The organism is Endozoicomonas sp. SESOKO3, assembly GCF_024606255.1.
Genome location: NZ_JAHHPR010000346.1, coordinates 1 through 24,172, shown reverse-complemented (window position 1 = coordinate 24,172; position 24,172 = coordinate 1). Strand labels below are relative to the sequence as shown.

Below are 24,172 nucleotides of genomic sequence, written 5' to 3'. Positions count from 1 at the left end.
AAAGGTTACTAATAGTTTAGGACGTAATTCCCACATATGTTTCAAATCATCAATTGTTAACCGTTTTGAGTCGCTGAGTCAGAGTAATTCACTCCCCCTCCCCCCTCCCATTTTTAACAACAGTTAATAGTAGAGGGTTAGGCTGCTAATAGTGGAGACTTCATGTATCGAGCAAATTTATCATGAGTAACAGTTGGTTGTACGTGGATATCTCCACCTACTCCATTATTTTATGAACTTAGCTTTTAGGGTATTAAACAATCGTTAGTTTGCAGATTATTACTAACAAAGTGCCAGGAGCACTTAATAAAAAATTCAGAGAACCGCACTTGCGGCGTACCTGAGACAAGTCTATACCATGCTTAGTCAAACTTTGCGAGTTGCATGACGATCAGAACTCGTGCAGATATAATGTGTGAATTTCCACAACAATGCTTGGGATGAGTGCATGACAACGGCAAAAGATACAGTTTGGGGAATGACCCCTGATCGTGGGATGGCCAGACAACTTGCCGTTCGTGATCTTCCTTCTTTGGTGCATGATGCCGTAAACCTTGAAGGTGTTGCGATGACTCTACCGGAAATTCAAACATTATTAGATGGAATTACTGTTGGGGGTTATAAGATAAGTGATCAGAATATGGCTTTAAATCAGGCAGAGGCCTGGAAATATCTGTTTGCCCTGGTTTCTGAAGGTAAGTTCTATTTTTCCAAAGGTGTTGCTTTGGCAGTTCACAACATTGCAGGCAAAGAAGAAGCACTGATGTGGGGGGCTTTTAGAACGGGTAACGTAACGATTAGTGGATCAGAATATGAACCTCCCTCATCCAAAGAGCTTGATAATGTCTGGGCTGAGATTGAGTCAGAAATTGCTGGTTATTATGATGTTTATGATATGGCAATAACGGCTTTTCTGAGAATGGCAAGAGCACAGTTCTTCTGGGATGTGAATAAGCGCATGGGGCGATTCATGATGAATGGTATTTTGCTTTCACATGGGTTTCCTATTATCAATGTTCCAGCAAAACGTCAGAAAGAGTTTAACCAGTTGATGCTTGACTTCTATACAGCAGCAGACACAGCTGAGATGAATAAATTTCTGAGATCGTGTCTCAACGAGAAAATCATTGATAATTTTAGATCCGCCTCATTAAGTGGCTGACGGAAAATGCTAGCGGACATCATTAGCGTCGCGAGTTTTAACGTAAAATGCTCAGGTAAGAGATTTTTTATGTTTTCAATGTGTCAAAAAAAGTAAGAAAGCGAAGATAAATTACTTCGCTTTCCAAAGCGGTATTGTTTAACTTTTGATCTCGTAGCAGGGCACATAGTGACTGCCTGGCAGCTTCATTCTGAATTGCTCTACAAAAGACTGAAGCAGGCTATCGACCTGTTTCATAAGCTCAGGCTCTCCCTTTAACTGATACGGGCCTTTTGCTCTGATCTGGCAAACGCCTTCTTCTTTTATATTGCCTGCCACAATACCTGACATGGCGCGACGAAGGTTAGCCGCCAGAAAGTGGGGAGGTAGTTCGGTATTCAGCTCGAGGTTTGCCATGTTTTCATGGGTTGGGTCAAAGGGCGTTTGAAAGTCCTCGTCAATCTTAAGCAACCAGTTGAAGTAGTAGGCGTCTCCATGCTTCCTGCGGTAGCGGGTAACTTGCTCCAGTCCACTTCTCATAACCCGACTAACTTCCAGAGGGTCATCGATAATGATCTGGTAGCGTGATTGGGCTTCCTTCCCTAAAGTTTTGCCGATAAATATATCAATTTTTTCAAAATATTCTCTGGCAGCTTCCGGTCCAGTGAAAACCAGTGGGAAAGGAATATCCCTGTTGGCAGGGTTGAGTAGAATGCCAAGAATGTACAGAATTTCCTCACAGGTTCCCGGCCCGCCCGGAAAAACGGTGATGCCATGACCTAGACGAACAAAGGCCTCCAGACGCTTTTCAATATCCGGCAGGATAATCAGCTCGTTGACAATAGGGTTGGGTGATTCAGCCGCGATAATGCCCGGTTCAGTTAAGCCAATGAATCGACCACGGGATATTCGCTGCTTGGCATGACCGATATAAGCCCCTTTCATGGGGCCCTTCATAGCACCGGGACCACAACCAGTGCAGATATTCATGCCCCGAAGGCCCAGTTGGTAGCCCACTTTCTTGGTGTATTCATATTCATGTCGGGCTATGGAGTGACCGCCCCAACACACCACAATACTGGGAACCTGCTTGGTAATAAAAGCATCGGCATGTCTGAGAATCTGGAAAACCAGATGAGTGATATCAGTGGAGCTGTCTGCAGTGAAACGTGGGTTCTCTGTAATGTGAGACGACACATAGAGAATATCTCTCAGGACGGAGAAGAGGTTTTCCCGGACACCGCGAATCAGTTTTCCAGCGACAAAGGCATCGGCGGGAGCGTTAATCAATTCCAGCTTTAATCCGCGGTGTTCCTGAACAATACGAATGTCAAAGTCCTGGAATTGCTCCATGATTTCTTCGGTGTTATCACCTTCCTGTTCACAGTTGAGTATGGCCAGGGCGCATTGCCGGAACAAACGATGTAACCCTTTCTGACTGGTGTCCTGAAGGCTGCTGACCTCAAGGTTTGAGAGAACACGCATGGAGCCTACAGGGTTAACAATGGTAGAAACAGTATTTCTGGCGGTCATGATACCCCCTGGTTTTTTTTATCGTGAATATCGTCCAGCGATTTGAATAGCAAAGTGTTTCTGACCTCATGGCCGTGTTTTGCAATCCGCCACAGTCTCATTATATGTGGATAGAAGACATTTTTTCAGTCTTGACGGATTAACCATCCTCTGACAAATTGGGAATGTTAACACTTTTCCATGAGCCGAATGATGACGTTCACGCACTCATCTTACCTGGGGCCTTTCTTTGCCGGAGGTATTGAAAATGGCTCAACAAAGATTAGTGGGTGGTTGCCTGAAACATCACCACGTGACTTTTTCAACGGGTTGCCATCCCGTTTCGGGGATTTGTTTGGTCTGCCTGTATGCATAGTTGACTCTCCGAAGGGGGAGACATCGTAGATTTCGACAGTGGTGATTCATCGGAACTTTCTGTTGATGGGGTGGCAGAACTTTCAGGAGCTCGTTCATCCTGTTGTGCTCTCAAAGAAACAGAGAGCTGCGATTGCCTGAACGTGTTTCACGGTAAAATAAAACGAACATCCGGAGCCTGGTATTTATGCCATCCAACTCAGAACTTCAGTCTGCATCAGAAAAGATCATCATTGTCGATGAAAGCAACCATGTGCTTGGCGCTTTGCCCAGAAGACAGATGAGAGAAGAGAAACTCTGTCACCGGGCTACGTATGTCTTTGTCTTTAACAGTAAAGGGCAACTTTATGTTCAGGAAAGAACTTTAAGCAAGGATATTTACCCGGGTTATTTTGAGCCGGCCACGGGGGGGGTGGTGGCTGAAGGTGAGAGCTATGACGTGGCTGCCGTCAGGGAGCTGGCTGAAGAGCTCGGCATAAAAGATACTCCGTTGAAGCCATTGTTTCATTTTTACTTTCACAATGAGGACTGCAAGGTCTGGGGCAGGGTATACAGCTGTCAATATGAGGGTGAGCTGAAATTGCAGGAGGAAGAAGTAGCGAGTGTGGTCATGGAGTCGCCTGAAGAGATTCTGTCAAATCGTTTTAACCGGAGATACACGCCTGATAGCCTCATAGCCCTCAAGCGTTTGTTGTATTTCTATGGTGACAGCAATACACCCGCTTGATCTTTTCGATCAATTTACCCTCATATTAAGTATTGATGCCCATTCTTGCCGGAGACTTGGGTCGAGGAAATCTTTTGAAGATCTGGAGAAAACCGGTTGTCTGAGGAGCGATGCATAGCTTGAGAGAGAGTTAGAAGGCAAGAAAGGCTCTTCCTGTCTATGACCAGGGTGATCGGTTGCAGCGGACACTGTCTGATGCTCTTGCTCATCCATTGCTATTGGAGCGTTTTCGTTGACGTTAACAGTCTTTTCATCAACTATCGGGTCGTAGGGTTCATCCAGAGCATCAAAAAACTCATCATCGTCGTCTTCTTCCATGTCAGATATCGTCTCAGAAACCATGTTGTCTCCGACAGTGGCTTCGACTCTTGATGCTTGAGATGTGAGCATAGTCAGCAGGCTGGACTCGATAGGCCCCCTCACTTTTATCAGTAACTCCATGACCCGATCAACCCGCTGGTTGGCATCCTGAATCTGCTTCAGCATCAGAGGTTTGTTTAAGTAAGCTGACTCATCAGTCCGGGCGGCTTTCAGGAGTTCTTCAATCTGATTCAGGGTTCTCATGCGATCATTCAGAGTGGATGCTTCTGCGTATTGAAGGTCAAACAGTTTATCGATCGCTTTCACAAAAGAAGCCTTTTTTTCCTCTGTCATCAGCAGATCTTCAGTGAAAATACCTGCAAGTTCCGGATGAGGCTTTTCTGTCACAATACTTGCTAAGATTGAGACGGCCGCCCCTCTCATTGCTTCTGGAGTCGCAGTACTTTCTATCAAATACCTGAGGTGACGAACTTCCTTTGCCAACGACATATCTTCGGGCAGCTCATTCCTTACCGCCAAATCTAGTTTTACCTTCAGAGCGGAGGGCTTACCTTGTCTGATGCCAAGGTCAAGCATTCTTGCGGCCTGTCTGCGGTCTCCAGACTCAATCAACAGTTCAGCGGCTTCTTTGAATCGGCCGTGCTTGACCAGCAGCATTTTGAGGAAATCCAGAGTGTTATGAGCCCTGATGCTGTCCTCTATCCAGAGGTTTTGAATAAGAGTTTTTATCGGAAAGTGTTCCAGTGAGTGGGCAACGATTTCCGGATGACTCCGATCCAGCAGGTTTAATAATGAGACAAGATGATGAGGGTCGGCAAAGTAGGGGTGGTTGCTGATCAAGTCTTGAAGAAGGCTGCTCAGTTGGCTTTTTTTATAGAGTTGATTCTTATTCCAGTTGATGAGCAGTTTAATCGCTTCTTCTGCTTTTTCCGGATCGGACTTATAGGCAAACTCGGCCAACCGGAAGGCTATGGCTTTTTCCTCGGGTGTGTTCTTAGGCAGGTGCTTTGCAAGATGAATCAACCATTCAGTATTTGATGCCAGCCCACTGGCGTTCTCGATGTCTTTTCTTTTTAACAGCTGTTTGTAGAGTTCAAAAGCTTTCTCTCTATCAACAGTAATCAGTCTGTGTGCAACACTCTCAAACCATAACCATGTCTCATCATCGGCTTCTGCAGCCTCCTTGATGAAGAACGCTTCTGGAATGGCCTCCAGAGCCATCATGCAGTCATTTTCATGTTGAAACCTTTCCTGATCCCGAACAAAGCGGAGCAAGATCTGGCAAGCTGTTTCGTCACCTTTTGCCGCTTCTATGCAACGCTTTTCCAATAAGCGTGGCACCATTCTTACTGGCTGAGCCAAAGCGCTGTCTCCTGAGAAGATAACGCTGAGCACGCTGCTGAAAGTGTCGGGTACAATGAGTACACCGTCTTCCAGATCAAGCGCTTCTGAATGCTGGTGGTGAAGTGAAGGTAACTCTTCAAATGAAGTGTCGTCTGGTTGAGGTTGGCCTGGTACTGAATGACTTTGAGCACGGGTCTGATTCAGTTGCCTAAAGGTGATCTGATCATGATCCTCTATGCTGGACGCGGGCTTCCCGGGGACCAGACCAGGCAGAACGATTTTGCATGCGATAAATTTAAACGGCCAGCCAATCTGGAGTCCTGTTCCACCGCTGTATGGAACCAATCGTGTTTGTTTGGCCTTTAGTGCTTTTTTTACCAGCCAGCCAGTCAGGGTTCCTCCTGAAACACTGATACCGTGTTTCAAATCTTTCATTCTGACTTCACCATGTTGCATAAATGCGAAGATCTCGAGATGAACAGGGCTAGAGAAGAGAGGAGCTAATAACCAACCAATATAGGGAATGTTTCGAATGGTTTTGGGGTGAATGATCAGTGAGCTGGTGAAGGTTCCATTATGGGTGTCGTCAAGGTGCTGAACGTTTACTTTTTTGACTTCTACCAATGCAGGCCGGGCTGATTCGTTGACATATTTTAACGAGTCGAAAATAAGTATGGATGTCTGTTTCGTTGAAGCTTCAAGCAGGTCAAGAGGTTTGCATAGCCGGACGCCTTTCATAGTCAGCTTTCCCCTCTCAAACCCCACGATGCAGTCTGATTCTTTTGAGGGATCAGGTACTGATGTCAGTTCTTGATAAGAGTCCAGATTTTCATATCGGACTTCTACTTTTTCAGCAGAAAGTTGAACCGCGGTGCGATCCCGGGAAGAAGAGATGAATTGGTTTTTTAATACCTGGGCGATGCTAATATCGGTACCGACTGAGAGGGTCGTGTTCTCAAGCCTGAGTTGCAGTATCAGAGGGGGACTATCTTCAAACGGAATTTCAACGGTGCAGGAGAGGTCTCCCATTTCAAAATGATTTTCTGTGGCTTGTCCATTGATTAAATAGCTTTCTGATGGTTGGACGACTCTTTTTGAGTCGAAGTTTAATGCCGTAATTCTTATGGGGAGAGCATCGCCATTTTTTATGAGTATTTCGTTAAAGTTGAATGGCGTTTGCTTTCCTTCGACAATGACTCCGGTATAACTGCATAGCAGGTCATACAATAAAGAGCGCCACTGGCTTCTTTCGTCCTCACGGGTCATCTCAATACCCACCTGACGACTGATAAAATCATCCAGTTTTGACGCGACCTTTTCGTAACCCGCACCGGGAAGGTTTGAAAGTGCTCCTACAGCCTTGCCTGGCAGCCCTTTCAGTAAACCAAGGTATCCGGTCTGTTTTTGCTCTTCATCGGGGTCAAGATTCTCAGCAGGAGGAGGCGTCGTGTCTTTTCTGGCAATGTAACTTTTGTACCACCGCTGGAAGAACCAGGGGCGTCTTTCAGCCTTCCTCTCATTAATGTGAGGAGATTCTGGTGTCCGTTGGTCAGATGATTCGTGGCTCAATTGACTTGTCGTTGTCGTTTCACTGATTTGCCGGCCCAAATGATCCTGTCCAGTGACTGGAGAAGTAGGCATGTTATTGTCGCCAGTGAATCTGGGGGGAGTGGGTGAGTTGTTGCTGCCGGGTGAAAGAGGTGATGACATGTCGCCACAGTCCGTTGTGAGCTTGTGGATTTGTTAACTTTCCAACACTTATTTACACAGCTTAGCTGATGGCAATTGAACTCAGCAGGTCCGGTGAGATGAAAGGAAAAATTGTGTTTTCCTGCTGCTATTAAATGTCAAATGAATGGCAGATAAATATGGAGAAAGACTGGCATCCCAAAAGTGACATAAAAGAGATTTCTTTATGCTTCAAAACTCTTAACTACGAATGGACAACACGGCGGCCGGAGCCAATAATATTGGGTGCTCACTCATGTGTCCTAACGGGGGTCTCCCTCGTTGTTAGAGCATTGATTCATGCGCCGCCTCCTAAGGGGCGGCGCAGTTCGTTGTGAGGGAATGATTGGTTGCGTTTGATTGGAGTCAAGGCTTAGTCGCAGGCTTTTTGCGTGCGGTCTTCCTGATGGTTTTCTTAACGGGCGATGTCTTGACGGGAAGTGCTGCCTTGCATACATCTTCGAAGATGCTGGCAAAGTGAATGGTCATGCCTTTTCGAATATAATCCGGCAGCTCATCGTAATCTCTTCGACATTCTTCCGGAATGATCAGGGTATGAATGCCTTGTCGTTTAGCGGCTATGACTTTTTCCCTAACCCCGCCAACAGCCAGAACTTTACCCGTGAGGGTCAGTTCTCCAGTCATGGCTATAGGGGCAGGCTTTGTATTCGTGGCAAGAGATAGCAGAGCGGTGGCCATGGTTATACCTGCTGAAGGGCCGTCTTTGGGAGTTGCTCCTTCAGGTACATGAAGATGGATAAAGGCTTTGTCAAAATAGGCTTCAGGAATGCCTAGCTTCTCGGCCTGACTTGAAACAAAGCTGTAGGCTATTTCAGCAGACTCTTTCATGACATCACCCAATTTGCCGGTTAGTTTGAAGCCCGCTCTCTGATGATGAATAAGACTGGCTTCTACAGGCAGGGTTGCGCCCCCCATAGCCGTCCACGCCAGACCGGTCACCACGCCAATACCTTCAATGCGCTTTTCTTTTCTGAAATAGGGCGCGCCCAGATAGTCAGATAGATTCCTGATCGTCACACTGTGACTCTCTTTCGAGCCTTCAAGTAGTTGAACAACAACTTTGCGAATAATTTTCTGTAGCAGTTTTTCAAGGTGTCTGACGCCAGCTTCCCTGGCATAGCCTTCAATGACTGCCTTGAGAGTGGCATCGGAAAATCGGATTTGGCTCTTTTTTAAACCGGACTGTTTCAAGAGCTTTGGCCACAGATGATTTTTGGCGATGGCCATTTTTTCTTCTGTGATATAGCCAGAGAGCCTTATGACATCCATTCGATCCAGAAGAGGGCCGGGAATCGTATCCAGCTGGTTGGCGGTACTGATAAACAGCACCTTTGAAAGATCGATTCTCATGTCCAGGTAGTGGTCGAGAAACTCACTATTTTGTTCCGGGTCGAGTACTTCCAGCATTGCAGAAGCAGGATCTCCTCGATAGGAGGCACCGATTTTGTCAATTTCATCCAGCATGATAACGGGGTTGGCAACGTCTACTTCCTTGAGGGCCTGAACCAGTTTGCCTGGCATTGCGCCGATATAGGTACGGCGATGGCCTTTAATTTCTGCTTCATCTCTCATGCCGCCGAGGCTGAAACGATAAAATTTTCTGCCTAAAGCTCGAGCTACAGACCGTCCGATAGATGTCTTGCCGACACCCGGAGGGCCTGCCAGCAACATTATGGTGCCTGATATTTCCTGTTTGTAGGCACCGACAGCCAGAAATTCGATGATTCGGTCTTTGACGTCCTCAAGCCCGTCATGATCAGAATTCAGAACTTTTCTGGCATGGGCAAGATCGAATATATCTTCGGAGTATCTGCCCCAGGGTACCGAGGTAGCCCAGTCAAGGAAGTTGCGGCAGACGGCATACTCCGGGGAACCCATTTCAAGAATCGAGAGCTTTTTCATCTCGTCATTGATCTTTTTCAGGGGCGTTTCAGGAATATCCAGCTCAGCAATCCGCTTTTCAAACGCTTCAATTTCAGCCGTTCTGTCGTCTTTCGAAATGCCAAGTTCTTTTTGTATGATTTTCAGCTGTTCTTTCAGGAAAAATTCACGTTGATGTTTACTGATCTTGCGGTTCACTTCAGCATTAATCTCACCCTGAAGGCGGGCTACTTCCTGTTCCTTGCGGATGAGAATCAACACTTTCTCCATTCGACGTTGAACAGACAGTGTTTCAAGTACCTCCTGTAACTCCTGACCTCGAGCTGTGGTAATGGCTGCTGCAAAGTCTGCCAGTGGCGACGGATCTTTTGGACTGAATCGGTTGAGGTAATTTTTTAGTTCTTCGCTGTAGAGCGGGTTCAGTGGTATTAATTCCTTGATGGCCTGAATGAGCGCCAGCGCATAGGCTTTGATTTCATCGGTGTCGTTTTCAATATTGTCAGGGTATTCCACCTGAACAAGATAGGGTGGGCGTTTGCGAAGCCATTGCTTGATACGGAAGCGCTGCATTCCCAGAGCGATGAATTGAATCTGATCACCTTCTGCAAGGATATTATGAATTTTTACGGTACAGCCCATCTCCGGGAAATCTTCCGGGTTGACTTCATGGTCTGCTCCTGTTATGCCAGCAGCATAGCTAAGCCCCACTACTTTATGGGGGCTCTGGGCGACTCGCTGAAGTGTTTCTTCCCACTCCTGACTATTAAACACCAAAGGCTGAACCTGGGCCGGAAAAAATGGCCGGTTTGAGACAGGGATGAGGTACAGCTTGTCAGGTAGAGCGTGTTCAGGGAGCACCAGTCCGGTACCGGTACCCTTGTCTTCTACCTGTTCATCAGCTGAAATAACTTCGGGTTCCTGATTGTCCTGATCTGTCATAGTCTTTTCGGATTGCGTCTCGGAATGAATAGTTAGCGGATAATGACTATCTGGAGTCATCTCCAATGATTTCAATAGGTGATGACATTAAGTATGGTTGAGTACAAGCTGCATGCCACTCAACTGACAAGATCATGGGAGTCAATGATATGAAAAGTTCTCAGCAAGTTCTGGATTTTTGGTTTGAAGGCGAGCCTCTTGGCGATGTGCAAATGTCCCGCTGGTGGAAGAAAAGTGAGGCTCAGGATCAGCGTATTCGCAATCAATTTGCTGGCTTGCCAGACAAAGTAGAGTCCGGAGGGTGCGACGAATGGCTGGAATCTGCTGAAGGGCGGTTGGCAGCAATCATTGTGCTGGATCAGTTTCCCCGGAATATGTTCCGGGGTGATCCCGGATCATTTAAGTACGATCGTACTGCTCTGGCGATTTCCAAAGAGGGGGTGGAGCTGGGGCAACTGGATCGGCTGACGGAGCTGCAACAGACTTTTTTTGTCATGCCTTTCATGCACAGTGAATCGCTTGAGGATCAGGATCAATGTGTGAGGCTGTTTGAAAGCATAGTTGGCGGGGCTGGAGACAGCTACCAACAATACCTTGCAGGTTCACTGGATTTTGCGGTCAAACATCGTGATATTATTGCCAGGTTCGGACGCTTTCCCCATCGCAATAGCCTTCTTGAACGAGAAAGTACCGATGAAGAATTGAGCTTTCTTCAGCAGCCTGGATCATCCTTCTGAGTTTTTATCATCACGTTGGTTGCAAAAATGGGAATAACGTATCGGCTGCTGTAAGATGGCGGGGCAAACAACAATAATAATACCCAAAGGATACTTATGAAAAAGTTGTTTATTGTCGTATTTGGGATGGCGCTCTGGCAATCAGCACACGCTCTTTCCATGAAGGGCGTCGAGATTCCTGATGTTGTGAAGGTGCCGGACGGCACTGTTTTACAACTTCAGGGTGCAGCAGTACGAACATGGTATTTGGTGGTAGACGGATACATTGGTGCACTCTACCTTGAAAACCCCTCCTCTGACGTTTACCACATACTCTCTGAAGAGAGTTATCAGAGAATGAGCTTCACTATTCTGTTATCGAAAATGAGCGCAAGACGAATGGCCAATGCGTTCTATGAAGCGATTCAGATCAATACTTCCGAAGAAGAGCAAAAGGATCTGGAAAAAGGTATTGCTCAGTTTATGGGTATGATTGATGGCACTCTGAAGAAAGGAGAGTCCGGAACCTTTGAATATATTCCCGGCAAGGGAGCGAGAGTCATTATCGCAGGAGAGGAGAAGGGGATTATACCTGGCAAGAAACTATTCAACGCAATACTAAAGGTATGGATTGGTGAAACTCCGCCCAACCAGAAGTTCAAAGAAGGCATTTTGGGTTTGAATACTGAAAGATAGTGCTTTCTACATTGGGGGGCTTTCGGATTTGCTTTGGGCAAGTGTTTGAAGGCTTCAGATGAATTGTCAATATCGATAGTTAATTTATGACTTGAATTCAGGCAATGTTTTTCTCTTCTCAGCCGATGCATGGATAGAGGTGCCGTCGATCAGCCAAGAGGAGAAATGTGATGAGCAAGTCCATAGAAAAAGCCGTTCTCACCATGACTGAATCGACTCAGGGAGAATATGTCATCCGGGTGACTCAGGGTGGCACAATTCTCTTTGGGGATGTCATTGTTCGCCTGCCAGCCGGTCTGGGCGAGTCGCTCAAAAGTGATCTGGCTTCAGTCATGGCCAATGCTGTTTTGAGGCATATCAGTAAAGCTGACAAAGAGGCCATCCGCGAAGTTGAAAGTCTTTTCCTCCAGTGGGGGTGCTTTGATGCTGCAGATGATAGCTGCATTTAACCGAATTCATATTTCTGAATTAAAGTACCCTGACCGTTCAGGGGCGTAGGTGCCTGACATGGAAGTATAATCCTGAGTCAGATCTTCAGGATGGTATTTTTTGTCTTTTGTTGCAGTAGAATGTTTGAGAGTCGGTCAGTTCTGTCAGATACTGGCTGTATTGTATCATCGTATCGTTATTCTGCAGTAATCGTTTCAATGCAGATGAATTGTACAATAGAGCTTTTTGCCGAATCGGTATTTGAGCGTCAACAAAAACAAGAGATTACCATGTCTGATCAAGTAAGTATTGTCATCGTTTCAGCTTCACGCACTCCCATGGGCGGCTTCCAGGGGAGTCTTTCAGAGGTTGCAGCTCCACAGCTGGGAGCTGCTGCTATACGTTCTGCCGTTGAGAAAAGTGGTCTTTCTGCCTCCGATATCTCTGAAGTTCTGATGGGCTGCGTGCTACCTGCGGGCTGTCGTCAGTCCCCTGCCAGACAGGCTGCCAGAGGGGCAGGGCTTCCGGACTCTACTTGCACGACAACGGTCAATAAAGTATGCGGCTCTGGCATGAAAACCGTCATGATGGGTGCGGCTCAGTTACAATTGGGCGAGGCTGATGCAGTGGTTGCAGGCGGTATGGAGAGTATGACCAATGCGCCCTACTTGCTGGGCAAAGCCCGCTCGGGTTTGAGATTAGGGCATGGTGAGATTAAAGATCATATGTTTACTGATGGACTGGAAGATGCCTATGACGGTCACGCTATGGGCGTTTTTGCTGAACAGACCGCAAAACGTTTTGAAGTATCCAGAGAATCAATGGATGACTACGCACTGGAGTCTCTGAGAAGAGCTCTGGCTGCCATTGAAGAAGGGGCATTTGCAGATGAAATTGCTCCAGTGGAAACACGCCGCAATGGTGAAATTACGGTGGATGAACAGCCTGGTAAGGCTCGCCCTGAAAAGATCCGGCAGCTGAGACCCGTGTTTGATAAAAACGGGTCGGTCACAGCGGCTAACTCCAGCTCTATTTCTGATGGTGCGGCAGCTCTTGTGTTGATGCGTGAGGAGGATGCAATGGCCAGAGGTCTGACCCCCATTGCACGCATCAAAGGCTATCAGAGCCATGCTCAGTTACCAGCAGAATTTACCATTGCCCCCATTGCGGCCATCAGTAAATTGCTGGAAAAGGTCGACTGGCAGGTAGAAGACGTAGACTTGTTTGAAATCAATGAAGCGTTTGCGGTTGTGACAATGGCATGTATGCAGGAGCTGGATCTGGATCACAGCAAGGTCAACGTGTTCGGTGGCGCCTGTGTGCTGGGTCATCCATTGGGAGCCAGTGGCGCCCGAATTATTGTGACGCTTCTTAATGCCCTGAAAAGAAAAGGCGGTAGAAAAGGTGTTGCTTCCCTTTGTATTGGTGGTGGTGAAGCCACTGCTATTGCAGTGGAGCTTGTTTAATTATCCCAGGCTCTGGAATATTTGACGACTTGGTCGTTTATTAATCGCCACAAGCAAAAGGGGTTTGTAATGGTTTTTTCAAGCCTTGCAGGCTCCTGCTTTTACAAACAATAAGAGGCCGTTAATGAACTTTAATCTCACAGAAGATCAAATCGCTTTTCGTGATCTTGCCGCCCAGTTTTCCAGGCAAGAGCTTCTACCTAATGCGGCTGACTGGGATAGAGACAGTGTCTTTCCCATTGAAACTCTGAAAAGGGCGGGCAAGCTGGGTTTCTTATCCCTGTACGCACCTGAATCAATGGGAGGGATGGGTTTATCGCGGCTGGACGCAAGCCTGGTATTCGAACAGCTTTCCATGGGGTGTACTTCAACCACCGCTTATATGACTATCCATAACATGGTCGTCTGGATGGTGGGTCTGGCTGCCAGCGATGAGGTGCTGTCCGAGTGGGGTGAGGCCCTGGTGACAGGTGAAAAACTGGCTTCTTATTGTCTGACAGAACCCGGCTCAGGGAGTGATGCAGCTTCTCTTAAGACCCGTGCATTCAGGGAAGGAGATGAGTACGTCCTTTCCGGTTCGAAAATGTTTATTTCAGGTGCGGGCAGTACTGACCTTCTATTGGTCATGGCCCGCACGGGGCGGGAAGGCCCAAAAGGTATCTCTGCTTTTGCTGTTCCCGCCAGCAGTGATGGTATCACCTATGGTCGTAATGAAAAGAAAATGGGCTGGAAAAGTCAGCCCACCCGGCTGGTGAGCTTTGAAAACGTCAGGATTCCTGTCAGCTCCCTTCTGGGTAAGGAGGGAGAAGGCTTTACTCTTGCTATGAAAGGTCTTGATGGTGGTCGAATCAACATAGCGACATGCTCTGTCGGTACCGCTCAGCAGGCGTTGAACACTGCCAGAGAATACCTTAAGGACCGTAAGCAGTTTGGTAAAGCGCTGGCTGATTTCCAGGCTCTGCAGTTTCGACTGGCTGATATGACCACAGAGTTAACGGCAGCCAGGCAGATGGTCAGGCTTGCTGCCTTCAAGCTGGATCAAAAAGACCCTGAAGCCACCGCTTATTGTGCCATGGCAAAACGTTATGCTACAGATGCTGGTTTTAAAATCTGTGATGAAGCGCTGCAACTTCACGGCGGTTACGGGTACATCAATGAGTACCCTCTTGAACGCCACGTCAGAGACACTCGGGTACACCAGATTCTGGAAGGCACCAATGAGATCATGAGACTGATCATTGCCCGACGGATTCTGGCTGATGAATGTGCAGGACTGGAGTGAATAATGTCTGATTGTATAAAGCTTTCGCTGGAAGGCCATATCGCCACCATCCAGCTGAATAATCCACCGGCGAACACATGGACACTGGAAAGTCTGAATCTGCTTGAGCAGATGGTTCATGAATTGAATGAAAATCCGCGGGTAACTGCCCTGATTATTTTCTCTGAAGAGGAAAGGTTTTTCAGTGCCGGAGCCGACCTTAAACTGTTTGCTGATGTTTCGTCTGAACAGGCCAGGCCTGTGGCTGAAGCATTTGGCCAGGCTTTTGAAACACTGACAGAATTCAAGGGTATCTCTATTGCCGCAGTTAATGGGTTTGCCCTGGGTGGTGGTCTTGAAGTGGCGTTGGCCTGCGACCTGAGAGTGGCTGAAAAACAGGCCTTGTTGGGTCTGCCCGAAGCAGCAGTGGGTCTGTTGCCCTGTGCGGGTGGTACTCAGAATTTAATGTGGCTGGTTGGCGAAGCATGGAGCAAGCGAATGATATTACTGGGTGAGAAGGTGGACGCAGAAAAAGCCTTTCAGATCGGCCTGGTGGAAGAAGTCGTGGAGCAAGGACAGGCTTTTTCAATGGCCAGGGAGCTTGCTGCAAAAGTCAGTCAACAAAGCCCTGACTCAGTTGTTGCGTGTAAAAAGCTGATTCAAATGAATCGGCTTTCGTCAAAAAATAGATATGCTGTCGAGCGTGATTTATTCCTGACGTTGTTTAAGGGTCAGAACCAGAATGAAGGCGTAAAGGCTTTTCTGGAGAAACGGTCACCTGAGTGGCGCTACGATTAAGTAGAAACTGAACCCGGCTGAGCCGGGTTGCAATCTGAGCATCAGTCGTTGCGATACAGTGTTTGTATGAGGTGGAAGCCGAATTGTGTTTTGACCGGACCGTGAACTTCCAGAACTTCTTTTCGGAACACTACCTGATCAAAGGCTTTCACCATCTGTCCCTGACGAAATTCGCCAAGGTCTCCTCCTTTCTTACCAGAGGGGCACTGAGAGTGCTTTTTGGCCAGTTGGCCAAAGTCAGCTCCCTTGTCCAGCTGTTTTTTGAGCTTTTCTGCTTCTTCCCGTGTTTTAATCAGGATATGTCTGGCACAGGCACTCGCCATAATATTATTCCTGCGTCGTAGAATCTTGGGTAGCTGCAGTGTCGCTTTGAGCGAGTTGCCCGGCTACCAGTTTGAGTTGTCCGACAAAGACTCGTTCATTTTTTTTCTGACGGGTCAGCTGTCTCTGATACAGAAGAATTTCGGCGTTGACAGCTTCCTTCAGTCTGACTTTGCCAGCAGGTTTACCATTCAGGTCGACCCGGTTTCTGCCTTCCTTAATCGATGATAGATAGCGGTCCTGCTGAGTAAACAGTTTCAGAGCTTTTCTGATGGTGCTGACCGGAAATTCACCGGTTTGTTTCATCTCATTATGGATGCCGATTTTAAGTGGGCGGGGGGAAGCCACTCGAAAGGCATCAGGCCAGCGTTCTCTGATCAGGCGAAGTGCTTCAGAACTGGATATTTCATCTCTATTGTTAGCTGAAGACTGTTGATCAGAAGAAGAAAGGTTACTGCATTGAGTATCTGCCTTTGAAATAGTCAGATCTTCTCTTTCTGCATTGTGCATATTGTGCTCATGACTGATTACTTGAGATGTTTGTTCTGGACAATTGTACTGCATTGTGGACGTCTATTGATATATTTTGAATCCGAACTTATGTCTCGTTTATTAATGAATATCAAGAGCTTTGGATTTCAATGCTCCAAAGCTGATCATCTCAAGAGCCTTTTCGTGAGTGGATCTCAGATAGACCGGAGGAGCGACTCCGGCTTCATAGGCTTGTTTCCATCTTTGTGCACACAGGCACCATTGATCACCCTCCTTAAGTCCGGGAAAATTGTGAGCCTGATTGGGCGTAATCAGGTCGTTGCCCTGTTCAAGAGAAAATTTCAGGAAATCTCCAGTGACTCTGGCGCAGACAACGTGCTGTCCAATATCATTCCTGTCGGTATGGCAGAAACCATCCCGGTAGATTCCGGTTAGAGGATCAAAGCAGCAGGGTTGAAGAGGTCCCCCGAGAACATTTTTTTCATTAGAAGCCGATGTGTTCATGCGGAATTCCATAGACAATCTTGAGAGAGGAGTTAACAGCAGGTTGCTTTTGCAGTCAATGAAGAATTTACAGGCTGGTCCTAACTGAAGAGGAGGGGGTCAGGACTTTTATTCATACTGCTATATGCAGATATGGTCGTTTAGCTCTGTTTAAGACATCACCGTTTGCATCAGGGTCTGATCGATGTGTGCGTTTTCGCCTGTCTGAGTGTCATTTGCAAAGCTTCTTCTCTTGGCAGAACTTTATAAATGCTTCTCAGATACTCGGCTTCAATCTGTGCAGACTCTTTTGCTGTAACAGTGTCTTCTGCCTTGACGTTGTTGCCCTCTTTATTACTTTCTTTCAGTTGCACATTGGCTCTGAGGTATTTCAGGTAAGCTTCCATGTGACTTTGTGCAGGTTTACTCATTCTTGTTCCAAATCGCCATGGTTAAAAGGTAATTGTTTTGCTGAAAGTAATGTGTCGGAGCAAAACATATTTTCGTCGTTAAAATAATAATCCCACTCACCTTCTGTCCTGATATTCCTTCTCAGGATCAGCTGGTCGTTGTGGGAAGATAATCAGCATGATACGTGCCAAGTGTATCGGAATGCGTAAATATACCTATCTTGATGCGTTTTGACTCGGCAGGGGGTGGTTGCGCAATCGGCTTTTTTGAGTTGTTTTTCTCAGTGCTACGTTACGATTGGGATCGCGGGTTACACATCGTGCCGATGTAAATCCCAGCCGGGAGTGTCATTGTTTCAGGGATTTGACAGATTTTTGTCACTCTGGGTTTCAGAGGCAACCATCCATTGATGCAATCTGCTCTCTGTCGGCCGGCCATGCTTCCTCTTTGCCTGATGGTTTATGGCGCCCTTTAGTATTTATATGGTCACCTGACTTTGTTTCACGAGACATTGCTCCCGGAGACACTGTCCCCAAAGTACAGTTGCAGATGAGGATGTCATGCATAGATGGATTGTCATGCTGATTGGCTTCACGCTCTACGCCAAGGCCGATAACACTGCTTATATAAACTGGATCGCCGGTTTGCCTGATCAGGGGATTCCTGTGGAAGATCAGGACTGGCGGCGCCTCGTTGCCTACCCTTCTTCCGAAGTCCTTCAGAAAATGGTTCGTCGATATGCCTTGTATGTCGATAGAGGGCGTCTTGACAAAAGGTTGTTTCAGCCAGGCTGGCGGATAGAGGATCAGCCACGCAAAGAGAAAGATTACTCGCAACACTATTCGATCAATGATCTGAAGCGTCTTGAGCCTGATCTCCCTCAATATCCTGCTTTGGTGAACAGTCTGAAAAAACTCAGGGACTGGAGCCTGATGGCTGTCCGGGAGTTTCCGGATGATTTGATTTTCTTCAAAGACGATCAGCACCCTGCTGTTACCCGCCTGAATCAGTGGCTCATGGATCTGGACCTTGTTGAGAATTTAGAAGGCAGTGTATACACACAAATACACAAGGATGTCCTGACGCGAGTACAGCTTCAGTTTAATCTGATGCCGGATGGCAGGTTGGGGGTTATGACGCGTCAGGCATTGTTAGCTATAACGCACAAGAGAATCAGAACGCTTAAGGCTAATCTCGAACGGCTTCGCTGGTTACCACCGACACTGCCATACCCCCATATTCGTGTGGACATTGCCGGATTCAATGTTGCCTGGATCAAGAATAAAACCCATCAGAAGACTTATAAGGCGATCGTTGGTATGCGTCATAAACAGACACCCGTTTTCAATGATCAGGTTGAAAGTGTGACATTCAATCCTGTCTGGAAAGTTCCACATTCGATTGCCGCTCATTCAATCTTAAGGGCTGAAATGAAAGAGCCGGGATTTTTAAAACGTGAAGGTTTTGTCGTTTATGAAAGCTGGGACGACCTTGCGCCTGCTATTGCTATTGATCGAGTGAACTGGCTATTACTGACGCCCAAAACATTTCGTTACCGACTTGAGCAGCAACCCGGCGAGATAAACCGATTAGGGCGGTTTAAGCTGGATCTACCGAATCAGTATGGTGTCTATCTTCACGATACGGATAAGTCTGATTTGTTTAAAGAAAATAGAAGGGCTTTCAGTTCAGGCTGTGCCCGGGTTGAAGGGATTGCCGATTTGATTCAAACCATCTTTCATGAGCAATCCATGATATGGGTGCATAAAACTACTCCTGACGCGCTGACCTACACCAGGAGGCTTTTGCAGCCAGTGCCCGTTTATTTTGTTTACTTTACAGCCTGGCCCGATGAGTCGGGCAGAGTCCGATTCAGGGAAGATATCTACCAGCAGGACACGGCCATGACCAGCTGGTTTTGAATCTTATGTAGATCTGTCAATTATGGCTCCAGCGCAAGAGGGGCTTTATAAGTGGTTGACGGGGCAAGGTGTTTTGTGGAGAATGCGCTGCATCCAGACGAGTTGTCTGTTTTTTGGTGGGCCCTGTCGGTCCCCTCGCAATGATGAGCTGTGAACCCCGCCAGGCCCGGAAGGGAGCAACGGTAGCAGTGACATCATGTGCCGGGGTGTGGCTGGCAGGGTTTGCCTCCATCTGTCTTGCCCTGTCTGCCAAATACCCTTATATGACCCTTGTGAACCGTGCATTCTTTCGTTTTCTTGGTTAGCATAGAGTCTTCAGTTTCTGTCACCGGTATTCAAGCTTTTCAATGAGCTATCAGGTTCTAGCGCGCAAATGGCGACCCCGTTCTTTCAAAGAGCTGGTGGGCCAGACACACGTATTGCAGGCTCTGGTCAATGCGTTGGACCAGGATCGGCTGCATCATGCTTATCTGTTCACAGGCACACGCGGGGTGGGCAAGACAACCATTGCCCGGATTCTTGCCAAATGCCTTAACTGTGAAACAGGGGTCAGCTCCACTCCCTGTGGACAGTGCGCTGCCTGCTGCGAAATTGATGAAGGTCGTTTTGTTGATCTTATTGAGGTGGATGCAGCTTCCAGAACCAAGGTGGAAGATACCCGGGAACTGCTTGATAATGTTCAGTACGCTCCTACCAGAGGGCGTTATAAGGTTTATCTGATTGACGAAGTGCACATGCTCTCGGTGCACAGTTTCAATGCACTGCTAAAAACCCTGGAAGAGCCACCTCCCCACGTAAAGTTTCTTCTGGCTACCACGGATTCTCAGAAGCTGCCAGTGACCATTCTGTCAAGATGTTTACAGTTTGGGCTGAAAAATATGACGCCGGAAAGGATTGTTGGTCATCTGGAAAATATTCTTGGCCAGGAATCTATTCCTTTCGAAGGTCCTGCACTCTGGCAGCTGGCCAGGGCAGCCGATGGCAGTATGAGGGACTCTCTGAGCCTGACCGACCAGGCTATCGCATTTGGTAATGGTCAGGTAACCGAGCAGGAAGTCAGTGCCATGCTTGGTACCATTGATCAGGGGCAGGTCATGAAGATGGTAAGAGCTCTTTCGTCGGGAGGGGCTCCGGAAGTGTTAGCCGCTATTGCCAACCTTGCTGAACATGCGCCGGATTATGTGGCGGTACTGGATGATATGCTTTCCATGCTGCACCGGATTGCCATTGCCCAGGCCGTGCCCGAGGCAGTTGACAACAGTCAGGGCGATCGTGAGCAGGTTCTGGAACTGGCGGGTAATATGCGGGCTGAAGATGTTCAGCTCTATTATCAAGTCGGTCTGGTAGGGAAAAGAGACCTGCCACTGGCGCCGGATCCACGGGGTGGCTTTGAAATGGCTCTGCTGAGGATGTTGGCATTCAGACCTGAACCTGTTGCCGTTCAGGTGTCCCGGAATGCCCAGCGAGAAGTGGCTGCACCATCAGCAGAAGCTTCAGAGCCGGTGGCAGCTTCTCCTGATCCGGAACCTGAGCCTGCTGGTGCCCTACAGGCCAGGCACCAGCAGCAATGGGTGACTGAAGTAAGAGAGCCTGAACATCCTTTGCCACCGCCTGTGGCTGAAGAACCTCCTTCTCAGACCGAAGCTGAGCAGTCCTCGTCTGCTGCTACAGAAAATCCATTACCGGATGATTTTGCTCCTTCATCGTTACCGGATGTAGAGCCAGCCCAGGTACACGAATCTGATCAAACTCCTGTAACAGAGATCCTGCCAGCGGTTGAAGTCTGCCAGGAGCAGGAGACAGAGGAGGACGATATTCCGCCTTCAGTATCCACTTATGAAGTTTATGCCTCGGAGCTGGCATCACGACAGGAAGTTATTCAGCCAGCGCCTGAATCGGCAATGGTTGAAGAAGAACCTGTTCAGGGGCTGGCTCCTGAAGAGAGAATTTCTTTTGCTGATCTGAATGTTCAGTCCTGGGTGCCTGTTTTCAGAAGCCTTCCTCTGGGTGGAGTGACCCGAACGATTGCCTCTCATTGTGAGTATGTCGGTCATTCGGCAGGCAGGGTTGATTTGCGACTGGACAGTGGCAGAAGCACTTTGTACAACGACACACACCGGCAGAGGGTTGAGAAGGCGCTGAGCGACTATTTTGATCAGCCGCTCAGGGTTCAGGTAGAGATTGGTCAGGTTCAGGCAGAAACCCCTGCTGCCTGGCGTGAGCGCAAAATGGCTGAACGAATGGCTGCTGCACGCGCCAGCATTTTAAATGATCAGCATGTACAGAGCCTGATTAATGAATTTTCCGCTGTCGTCATCGAAGACAGCATTCAGCCAGTTGGCAATGTTATCAAGTGATGAGTGGCCGGTTATTTCAATCATCCGGTGATCATATTTGTCTTTAGTTCATCGCTTTCAGTGATCATTCGATGAGCTAAACGTTACCGTAAAGGAGTTTTTATGTTTAAGGGCGGCATGGGTAACCTGATGAAACAGGCCCAGAAAATGCAGGAAGACATGCAGCGTATCCAGGAAGAGCTTGCCAACGCTGAAGTCATTGGTGAATCTGGTGCTGGCTTGGTAAAAGTGATTATGAACGGTCGTCATGATGTCAAGGATGTGCAAATCGACCCCAGTCTGATGCAAGAAGACAAAGAAATGTTGGAAGATCTGCTGGCGGCTGCTGTGAATGATGCAGTTCGCAAGGTGGAAGAAAACAGTAAGGATAAAATGAGTGACCTGACCGCTGGTATGGGTCTGCCTCCCGGCTTCAAGATGCCTTTCTAAGCGTCACTTGCTAAGTGTCACAGGGTTATTCGTCCAAAGCATCTTTGGACAATCATCTGATAGCAGGGCCCGCTCGTAGCGATTGGGCCCTCACCGGAGTTTGAGTGCATTTATGTTCAGTCCTCTGATCAGGGAATTGATGGAATCCCTGCGTTGTTTGCCCGGGGTGGGGCCCAGATCTTCCCAGAGAATGGCGTTGCATCTGCTGGAAAAAGACCGGGAAGGTGCGCTTCGGCTGGCTAAAGCCCTGACCGAAGCGACAGAAGGGGTCGGACGTTGCAAGGCTTGCAGAACACTGTGCGAGAGTGAATTGTGTGATATTTGCAGTCACCCGGGCCGCGAGAAATCAACACTTTGTGTGGTAGAAAACCCTTCTGATGTTATGGCCTTGGAACAGGCTGGCGGTTATTCCGGACGCTATTTTGTGCTTATGGGACATCTCTCACCCATCGATGGGATTGGTCCTGAAGAAATCGGGGTTACCGACCTGCTGGAGCGAGTGGCTGATTTTCAGGTTAAAGAAGTGATTCTTGCTACTAACCCAACGGTTGAGGGTGAAGCAACCGCACACTTCATTGCGGAAGAACTCAAGAGTATGGGAGTAGAAGCCACTCGGATAGCACATGGTGTGCCGCTGGGAGGTGAACTGGAATATGTTGATGGTGGTACTTTGGCCCACGCATTGGCAGGCCGACGAAAACTGGAGCTCTGAAATACAGGAGCATTCCTGAAGACAAGGTGTTGAGAGGGGCACACTAGTGTTGGTATAGATCAGTCATTGGTATTGTCAGCTCCAGACTCTCCAGCAAGATGCTATCAGTTTCGTTATAGGTGGCTACGACCTTGAAGCGTCCATCTTGCCACATTCTTTTTTCTACGACAGGATGGTTAGGGTCAACAACCAGGTACTCACCTTGAGTCGCCTTTAAGATATGCCCGTACTCCGCTGACTTATAAACACGATCGGTTAGCTCTGTGCTCTCGGAAAGTACTTCAATCAGAACCGTAGCGGATTCGCACATATCTTCGAAGCGCCGCTTTCGCTCACATGAGACCATGACATCAGGATATCTGAAGGATTTAACAAAAGCAGATTCAACTTTTAAGTTGACATCAGCTGCAAACACATCGCATGGTTTTCCCACCAAATGATTACCTAAAATGCGGGTTAAATTAGCGATCATCTTACCGTGCTGAATAGTTCCGCCTGCCATAGCCACTATATATCCATCAATATATTCATGGCGAGAAGTGATTGATGCCCTTTCGTGGGCCAGATAAGCTTCAGGGGTAACCAGAGAATGACTGATTTTATGAGGCATGTCGTGTCCTGTTCTGTTTACCGGGCAATTTATTAAAACCCTATCCAGTAAAATCAATCACTTTGACTTGGCGCGGTTTAGATTATTTAGGACAAAAGTACTGAATACGTTTCACAAGGCCTCCGGTTTTCCCTTCTCCAATTCGTGTTCGGGTATATCGATCCGTAGACATCCAATCAATGGTTTTCTGTGTGCCCGCCACAGAGCCCGGGAAGTAGGTATTGATAAAAAGGGTGAAGCCGCCATTATCTGTTCCGAAAGCGGCTTGCCAGCTTGGATCACTGTCGAGTTGTACCCGATAAAAACAATTTCTGCTGAAGCTGCTGGCCTGAAGCTTTCCGTCTTTGGCCTCCTCAATCACTTTTTTAGTGGAATCCGAGTCAGGAAAATCTCTCCATTCAATATTCTGACACTGTCTCAGTATTGTCTGGGTTGGTACTTGAATGGCTCGCCCATCGGCTTTCTGAACAAGAGTTGTATTTTTTCTGTCTGACTGGATCTGGGCGCTCAGAACCGTCTTCAGACTGCCAAAGTCTTTGGGGATCAGTTCAAGGTGGGTTCTGTTATAGCGGGTGGGCAGGTAATTATAAAAAGCCTGTTCTTCATTGATCCAGTGGAAGCAGTCAGGATTAAAGCCGCTATTACTGTTCAGGTCTATTTTCTCAGGAGCAGGGGGGCACCATCTGCGAATGGCTTCAAAGCCAAGAGGCTGTTCGCTCGTGCTGCCGCTACCCTCTACGATCAGAGTGCTTTTCTGAGCGGCAGAAATTTTGAGTATATAAGCCTCAGCATTTTCCAGGCTGCCGTAAGGGGTCAGCAAAAGAGCATCCTTATTGACGGCGGCTGCGAAGAACCAAGCTCGATCGAACTCCACCTGGTAGTGGCATTGAGGATTGAAATCCTCCGGGGTGTCTACAGCAATCTCTACCCATGGGGATTCGAGAGGCACCCAGGCAGCAAAAAAACCAAGAATCGTCGATAAACCAGAAGCCATCGGGATACACCATAATGCTACGATGTATCCATTCTAGCAGCCTGTCGGACTTAAGGCTGTCCTACTGCGGTTGCAATAAATTGGTC

Annotated in this window: 21 protein-coding genes and 1 other RNA gene; 13 read left to right on the top strand and 9 right to left on the bottom strand. The window is 47.7% G+C overall.

Going from position 1 to position 24,172, the window contains the following annotated elements; all coding sequences use genetic code 11:
• The first annotated feature begins 448 nt into the window (after window positions 1-448).
• Window positions 449-1,162 carry a Fic family protein gene (locus KDK18_RS06235; protein ID WP_257253997.1) on the top strand — a complete coding sequence of 238 codons (714 nt, stop codon included), beginning with the start codon at window positions 449-451 and terminating at the stop codon, window positions 1,160-1,162.
• 138 nt (window positions 1,163-1,300) lie between these two features.
• Here the strand turns inward: KDK18_RS06235 and ppnN are convergent, their stop codons facing one another.
• Window positions 1,301-2,674, bottom strand: a complete 1,374-nt coding sequence (gene ppnN, locus KDK18_RS06230; protein WP_257253995.1) for a nucleotide 5'-monophosphate nucleosidase PpnN — start codon at window positions 2,672-2,674, stop codon at window positions 1,301-1,303.
• A gap of 541 nt (window positions 2,675-3,215) precedes the next feature.
• Here ppnN and yfcD point away from each other — a divergent pair.
• The gene (gene yfcD / locus KDK18_RS06225) at window positions 3,216-3,755 is read left to right on the top strand and encodes an NUDIX hydrolase YfcD (RefSeq protein WP_257253992.1); all 540 of its coding nucleotides are present in this window, start codon (window positions 3,216-3,218) and stop codon (window positions 3,753-3,755) included.
• Window positions 3,756-3,764: 9 nt separating this feature from the next.
• Here yfcD and KDK18_RS06220 read toward each other — a convergent pair whose 3' ends face one another.
• Window positions 3,765-7,130: a hypothetical protein gene (locus tag KDK18_RS06220; RefSeq protein WP_257253991.1), complete on the bottom strand. Its 3,366-nt coding sequence runs from the start codon at window positions 7,128-7,130 to the stop codon at window positions 3,765-3,767.
• A 384-nt stretch (window positions 7,131-7,514) separates the two neighbouring features.
• A complete protein-coding gene (gene lon / locus KDK18_RS06215; RefSeq protein WP_257253989.1) occupies window positions 7,515-9,989 on the bottom strand; it encodes an endopeptidase La in 2,475 nt (824 codons plus the stop codon).
• A gap of 149 nt (window positions 9,990-10,138) precedes the next feature.
• On the opposite strand from lon, the gene KDK18_RS06210 reads away from it, so the two are divergent.
• The 6 genes from KDK18_RS06210 (at window position 10,139) to KDK18_RS06185 (ending at window position 15,355) form a co-directional block, all read left to right on the top strand.
• The gene (locus KDK18_RS06210; RefSeq protein WP_257253988.1) at window positions 10,139-10,726 is read left to right on the top strand and encodes a DUF924 family protein; all 588 of its coding nucleotides are present in this window, start codon (window positions 10,139-10,141) and stop codon (window positions 10,724-10,726) included.
• A 96-nt stretch (window positions 10,727-10,822) separates the two neighbouring features.
• Window positions 10,823-11,401, top strand: a complete 579-nt coding sequence (locus KDK18_RS06205) for a chalcone isomerase family protein (RefSeq protein WP_257253986.1) — start codon at window positions 10,823-10,825, stop codon at window positions 11,399-11,401.
• A 170-nt stretch (window positions 11,402-11,571) separates the two neighbouring features.
• A complete protein-coding gene (locus KDK18_RS06200; RefSeq protein ID WP_257253985.1) occupies window positions 11,572-11,850 on the top strand; it encodes a hypothetical protein in 279 nt (92 codons plus the stop codon).
• 270 nt (window positions 11,851-12,120) lie between these two features.
• On the top strand, window positions 12,121-13,296 hold the full coding sequence (locus KDK18_RS06195) for a thiolase family protein (protein ID WP_257253984.1): 1,176 nt from the start codon (window positions 12,121-12,123) through the stop codon (window positions 13,294-13,296).
• A gap of 124 nt (window positions 13,297-13,420) precedes the next feature.
• A complete protein-coding gene (locus tag KDK18_RS06190; RefSeq protein WP_257253983.1) occupies window positions 13,421-14,578 on the top strand; it encodes an acyl-CoA dehydrogenase family protein in 1,158 nt (385 codons plus the stop codon).
• Window positions 14,579-14,581: 3 nt separating this feature from the next.
• Window positions 14,582-15,355 (top strand): enoyl-CoA hydratase, encoded by a 774-nt coding sequence (locus KDK18_RS06185; protein WP_257253982.1) that lies wholly within the window; start codon window positions 14,582-14,584, stop codon window positions 15,353-15,355.
• A gap of 41 nt (window positions 15,356-15,396) precedes the next feature.
• Here the strand turns inward: KDK18_RS06185 and ppiC are convergent, their stop codons facing one another.
• The 4 genes from ppiC to KDK18_RS06165 all read right to left on the bottom strand — a co-directional run bounded on the left by ppiC (window position 15,397) and on the right by KDK18_RS06165 (window position 17,082).
• On the bottom strand, window positions 15,397-15,678 hold the full coding sequence (ppiC, locus tag KDK18_RS06180; protein ID WP_306670877.1) for a peptidylprolyl isomerase PpiC: 282 nt from the start codon (window positions 15,676-15,678) through the stop codon (window positions 15,397-15,399).
• 4 nt (window positions 15,679-15,682) lie between these two features.
• Window positions 15,683-16,186: a ProQ/FinO family protein gene (locus KDK18_RS06175; protein WP_257253980.1), complete on the bottom strand. Its 504-nt coding sequence runs from the start codon at window positions 16,184-16,186 to the stop codon at window positions 15,683-15,685.
• A gap of 102 nt (window positions 16,187-16,288) precedes the next feature.
• On the bottom strand, window positions 16,289-16,672 hold the full coding sequence (locus KDK18_RS06170) for a DUF2237 family protein (protein WP_257253978.1): 384 nt from the start codon (window positions 16,670-16,672) through the stop codon (window positions 16,289-16,291).
• 170 nt (window positions 16,673-16,842) lie between these two features.
• On the bottom strand, window positions 16,843-17,082 hold the full coding sequence (locus tag KDK18_RS06165) for a hypothetical protein (protein WP_257253977.1): 240 nt from the start codon (window positions 17,080-17,082) through the stop codon (window positions 16,843-16,845).
• Window positions 17,083-17,622: 540 nt separating this feature from the next.
• On the opposite strand from KDK18_RS06165, the gene KDK18_RS06160 reads away from it, so the two are divergent.
• The 5 genes from KDK18_RS06160 (at window position 17,623) to recR (ending at window position 22,482) form a co-directional block, all read left to right on the top strand.
• The gene (locus KDK18_RS06160; RefSeq protein WP_257253974.1) at window positions 17,623-18,984 is read left to right on the top strand and encodes a L,D-transpeptidase family protein; all 1,362 of its coding nucleotides are present in this window, start codon (window positions 17,623-17,625) and stop codon (window positions 18,982-18,984) included.
• A 124-nt stretch (window positions 18,985-19,108) separates the two neighbouring features.
• Window positions 19,109-19,205, top strand: an RNA gene (ffs, locus tag KDK18_RS06155) — signal recognition particle sRNA small type.
• A gap of 126 nt (window positions 19,206-19,331) precedes the next feature.
• Window positions 19,332-21,341 carry a DNA polymerase III subunit gamma/tau gene (gene dnaX / locus KDK18_RS06150; protein ID WP_257253973.1) on the top strand — a complete coding sequence of 670 codons (2,010 nt, stop codon included), beginning with the start codon at window positions 19,332-19,334 and terminating at the stop codon, window positions 21,339-21,341.
• 102 nt (window positions 21,342-21,443) lie between these two features.
• Entirely contained in the window at window positions 21,444-21,770 is a 327-nt protein-coding gene (locus KDK18_RS06145; protein WP_257253972.1) for a YbaB/EbfC family nucleoid-associated protein, read from the top strand.
• A 112-nt stretch (window positions 21,771-21,882) separates the two neighbouring features.
• Entirely contained in the window at window positions 21,883-22,482 is a 600-nt protein-coding gene (recR, locus tag KDK18_RS06140; RefSeq protein ID WP_257253970.1) for a recombination mediator RecR, read from the top strand.
• Window positions 22,483-22,525: 43 nt separating this feature from the next.
• Here the strand turns inward: recR and KDK18_RS06135 are convergent, their stop codons facing one another.
• Together KDK18_RS06135 and KDK18_RS06130 are read right to left on the bottom strand one after the other, a co-directional pair.
• Window positions 22,526-23,092 carry a Uma2 family endonuclease gene (locus tag KDK18_RS06135; protein ID WP_257253969.1) on the bottom strand — a complete coding sequence of 189 codons (567 nt, stop codon included), beginning with the start codon at window positions 23,090-23,092 and terminating at the stop codon, window positions 22,526-22,528.
• Window positions 23,093-23,174: 82 nt separating this feature from the next.
• Window positions 23,175-24,086 (bottom strand): hypothetical protein, encoded by a 912-nt coding sequence (locus tag KDK18_RS06130; RefSeq protein WP_257253967.1) that lies wholly within the window; start codon window positions 24,084-24,086, stop codon window positions 23,175-23,177.
• Window positions 24,087-24,172: the final 86 nt, after the last annotated feature.

What these genes read in the sequence shown, in the direction of transcription:
- KDK18_RS06235 (WP_257253997.1), top strand. Translation starts at nt 449, where the DNA reads ATGACAACGGCAAAAGATACAGTTTGGGGAATGACCCCTGATCGTGGG.
- ppnN (WP_257253995.1), bottom strand. Translation starts at nt 2,674, where the DNA reads ATGACCGCCAGAAATACTGTTTCTACCATTGTTAACCCTGTAGGCTCC.
- yfcD (WP_257253992.1), top strand. Translation starts at nt 3,216, where the DNA reads ATGCCATCCAACTCAGAACTTCAGTCTGCATCAGAAAAGATCATCATT.
- KDK18_RS06220 (WP_257253991.1), bottom strand. Translation starts at nt 7,130, where the DNA reads ATGTCATCACCTCTTTCACCCGGCAGCAACAACTCACCCACTCCCCCC.
- lon (WP_257253989.1), bottom strand. Translation starts at nt 9,989, where the DNA reads ATGACAGATCAGGACAATCAGGAACCCGAAGTTATTTCAGCTGATGAA.
- KDK18_RS06210 (WP_257253988.1), top strand. Translation starts at nt 10,139, where the DNA reads ATGAAAAGTTCTCAGCAAGTTCTGGATTTTTGGTTTGAAGGCGAGCCT.
- KDK18_RS06205 (WP_257253986.1), top strand. Translation starts at nt 10,823, where the DNA reads ATGAAAAAGTTGTTTATTGTCGTATTTGGGATGGCGCTCTGGCAATCA.
- KDK18_RS06200 (WP_257253985.1), top strand. Translation starts at nt 11,572, where the DNA reads ATGAGCAAGTCCATAGAAAAAGCCGTTCTCACCATGACTGAATCGACT.
- KDK18_RS06195 (WP_257253984.1), top strand. Translation starts at nt 12,121, where the DNA reads ATGTCTGATCAAGTAAGTATTGTCATCGTTTCAGCTTCACGCACTCCC.
- KDK18_RS06190 (WP_257253983.1), top strand. Translation starts at nt 13,421, where the DNA reads ATGAACTTTAATCTCACAGAAGATCAAATCGCTTTTCGTGATCTTGCC.
- KDK18_RS06185 (WP_257253982.1), top strand. Translation starts at nt 14,582, where the DNA reads ATGTCTGATTGTATAAAGCTTTCGCTGGAAGGCCATATCGCCACCATC.
- ppiC (WP_306670877.1), bottom strand. Translation starts at nt 15,678, where the DNA reads ATGGCGAGTGCCTGTGCCAGACATATCCTGATTAAAACACGGGAAGAA.
- KDK18_RS06175 (WP_257253980.1), bottom strand. Translation starts at nt 16,186, where the DNA reads ATGCACAATGCAGAAAGAGAAGATCTGACTATTTCAAAGGCAGATACT.
- KDK18_RS06170 (WP_257253978.1), bottom strand. Translation starts at nt 16,672, where the DNA reads ATGAACACATCGGCTTCTAATGAAAAAAATGTTCTCGGGGGACCTCTT.
- KDK18_RS06165 (WP_257253977.1), bottom strand. Translation starts at nt 17,082, where the DNA reads ATGAGTAAACCTGCACAAAGTCACATGGAAGCTTACCTGAAATACCTC.
- KDK18_RS06160 (WP_257253974.1), top strand. Translation starts at nt 17,623, where the DNA reads ATGCATAGATGGATTGTCATGCTGATTGGCTTCACGCTCTACGCCAAG.
- dnaX (WP_257253973.1), top strand. Translation starts at nt 19,332, where the DNA reads ATGAGCTATCAGGTTCTAGCGCGCAAATGGCGACCCCGTTCTTTCAAA.
- KDK18_RS06145 (WP_257253972.1), top strand. Translation starts at nt 21,444, where the DNA reads ATGTTTAAGGGCGGCATGGGTAACCTGATGAAACAGGCCCAGAAAATG.
- recR (WP_257253970.1), top strand. Translation starts at nt 21,883, where the DNA reads ATGTTCAGTCCTCTGATCAGGGAATTGATGGAATCCCTGCGTTGTTTG.
- KDK18_RS06135 (WP_257253969.1), bottom strand. Translation starts at nt 23,092, where the DNA reads ATGCCTCATAAAATCAGTCATTCTCTGGTTACCCCTGAAGCTTATCTG.
- KDK18_RS06130 (WP_257253967.1), bottom strand. Translation starts at nt 24,086, where the DNA reads ATGGCTTCTGGTTTATCGACGATTCTTGGTTTTTTTGCTGCCTGGGTG.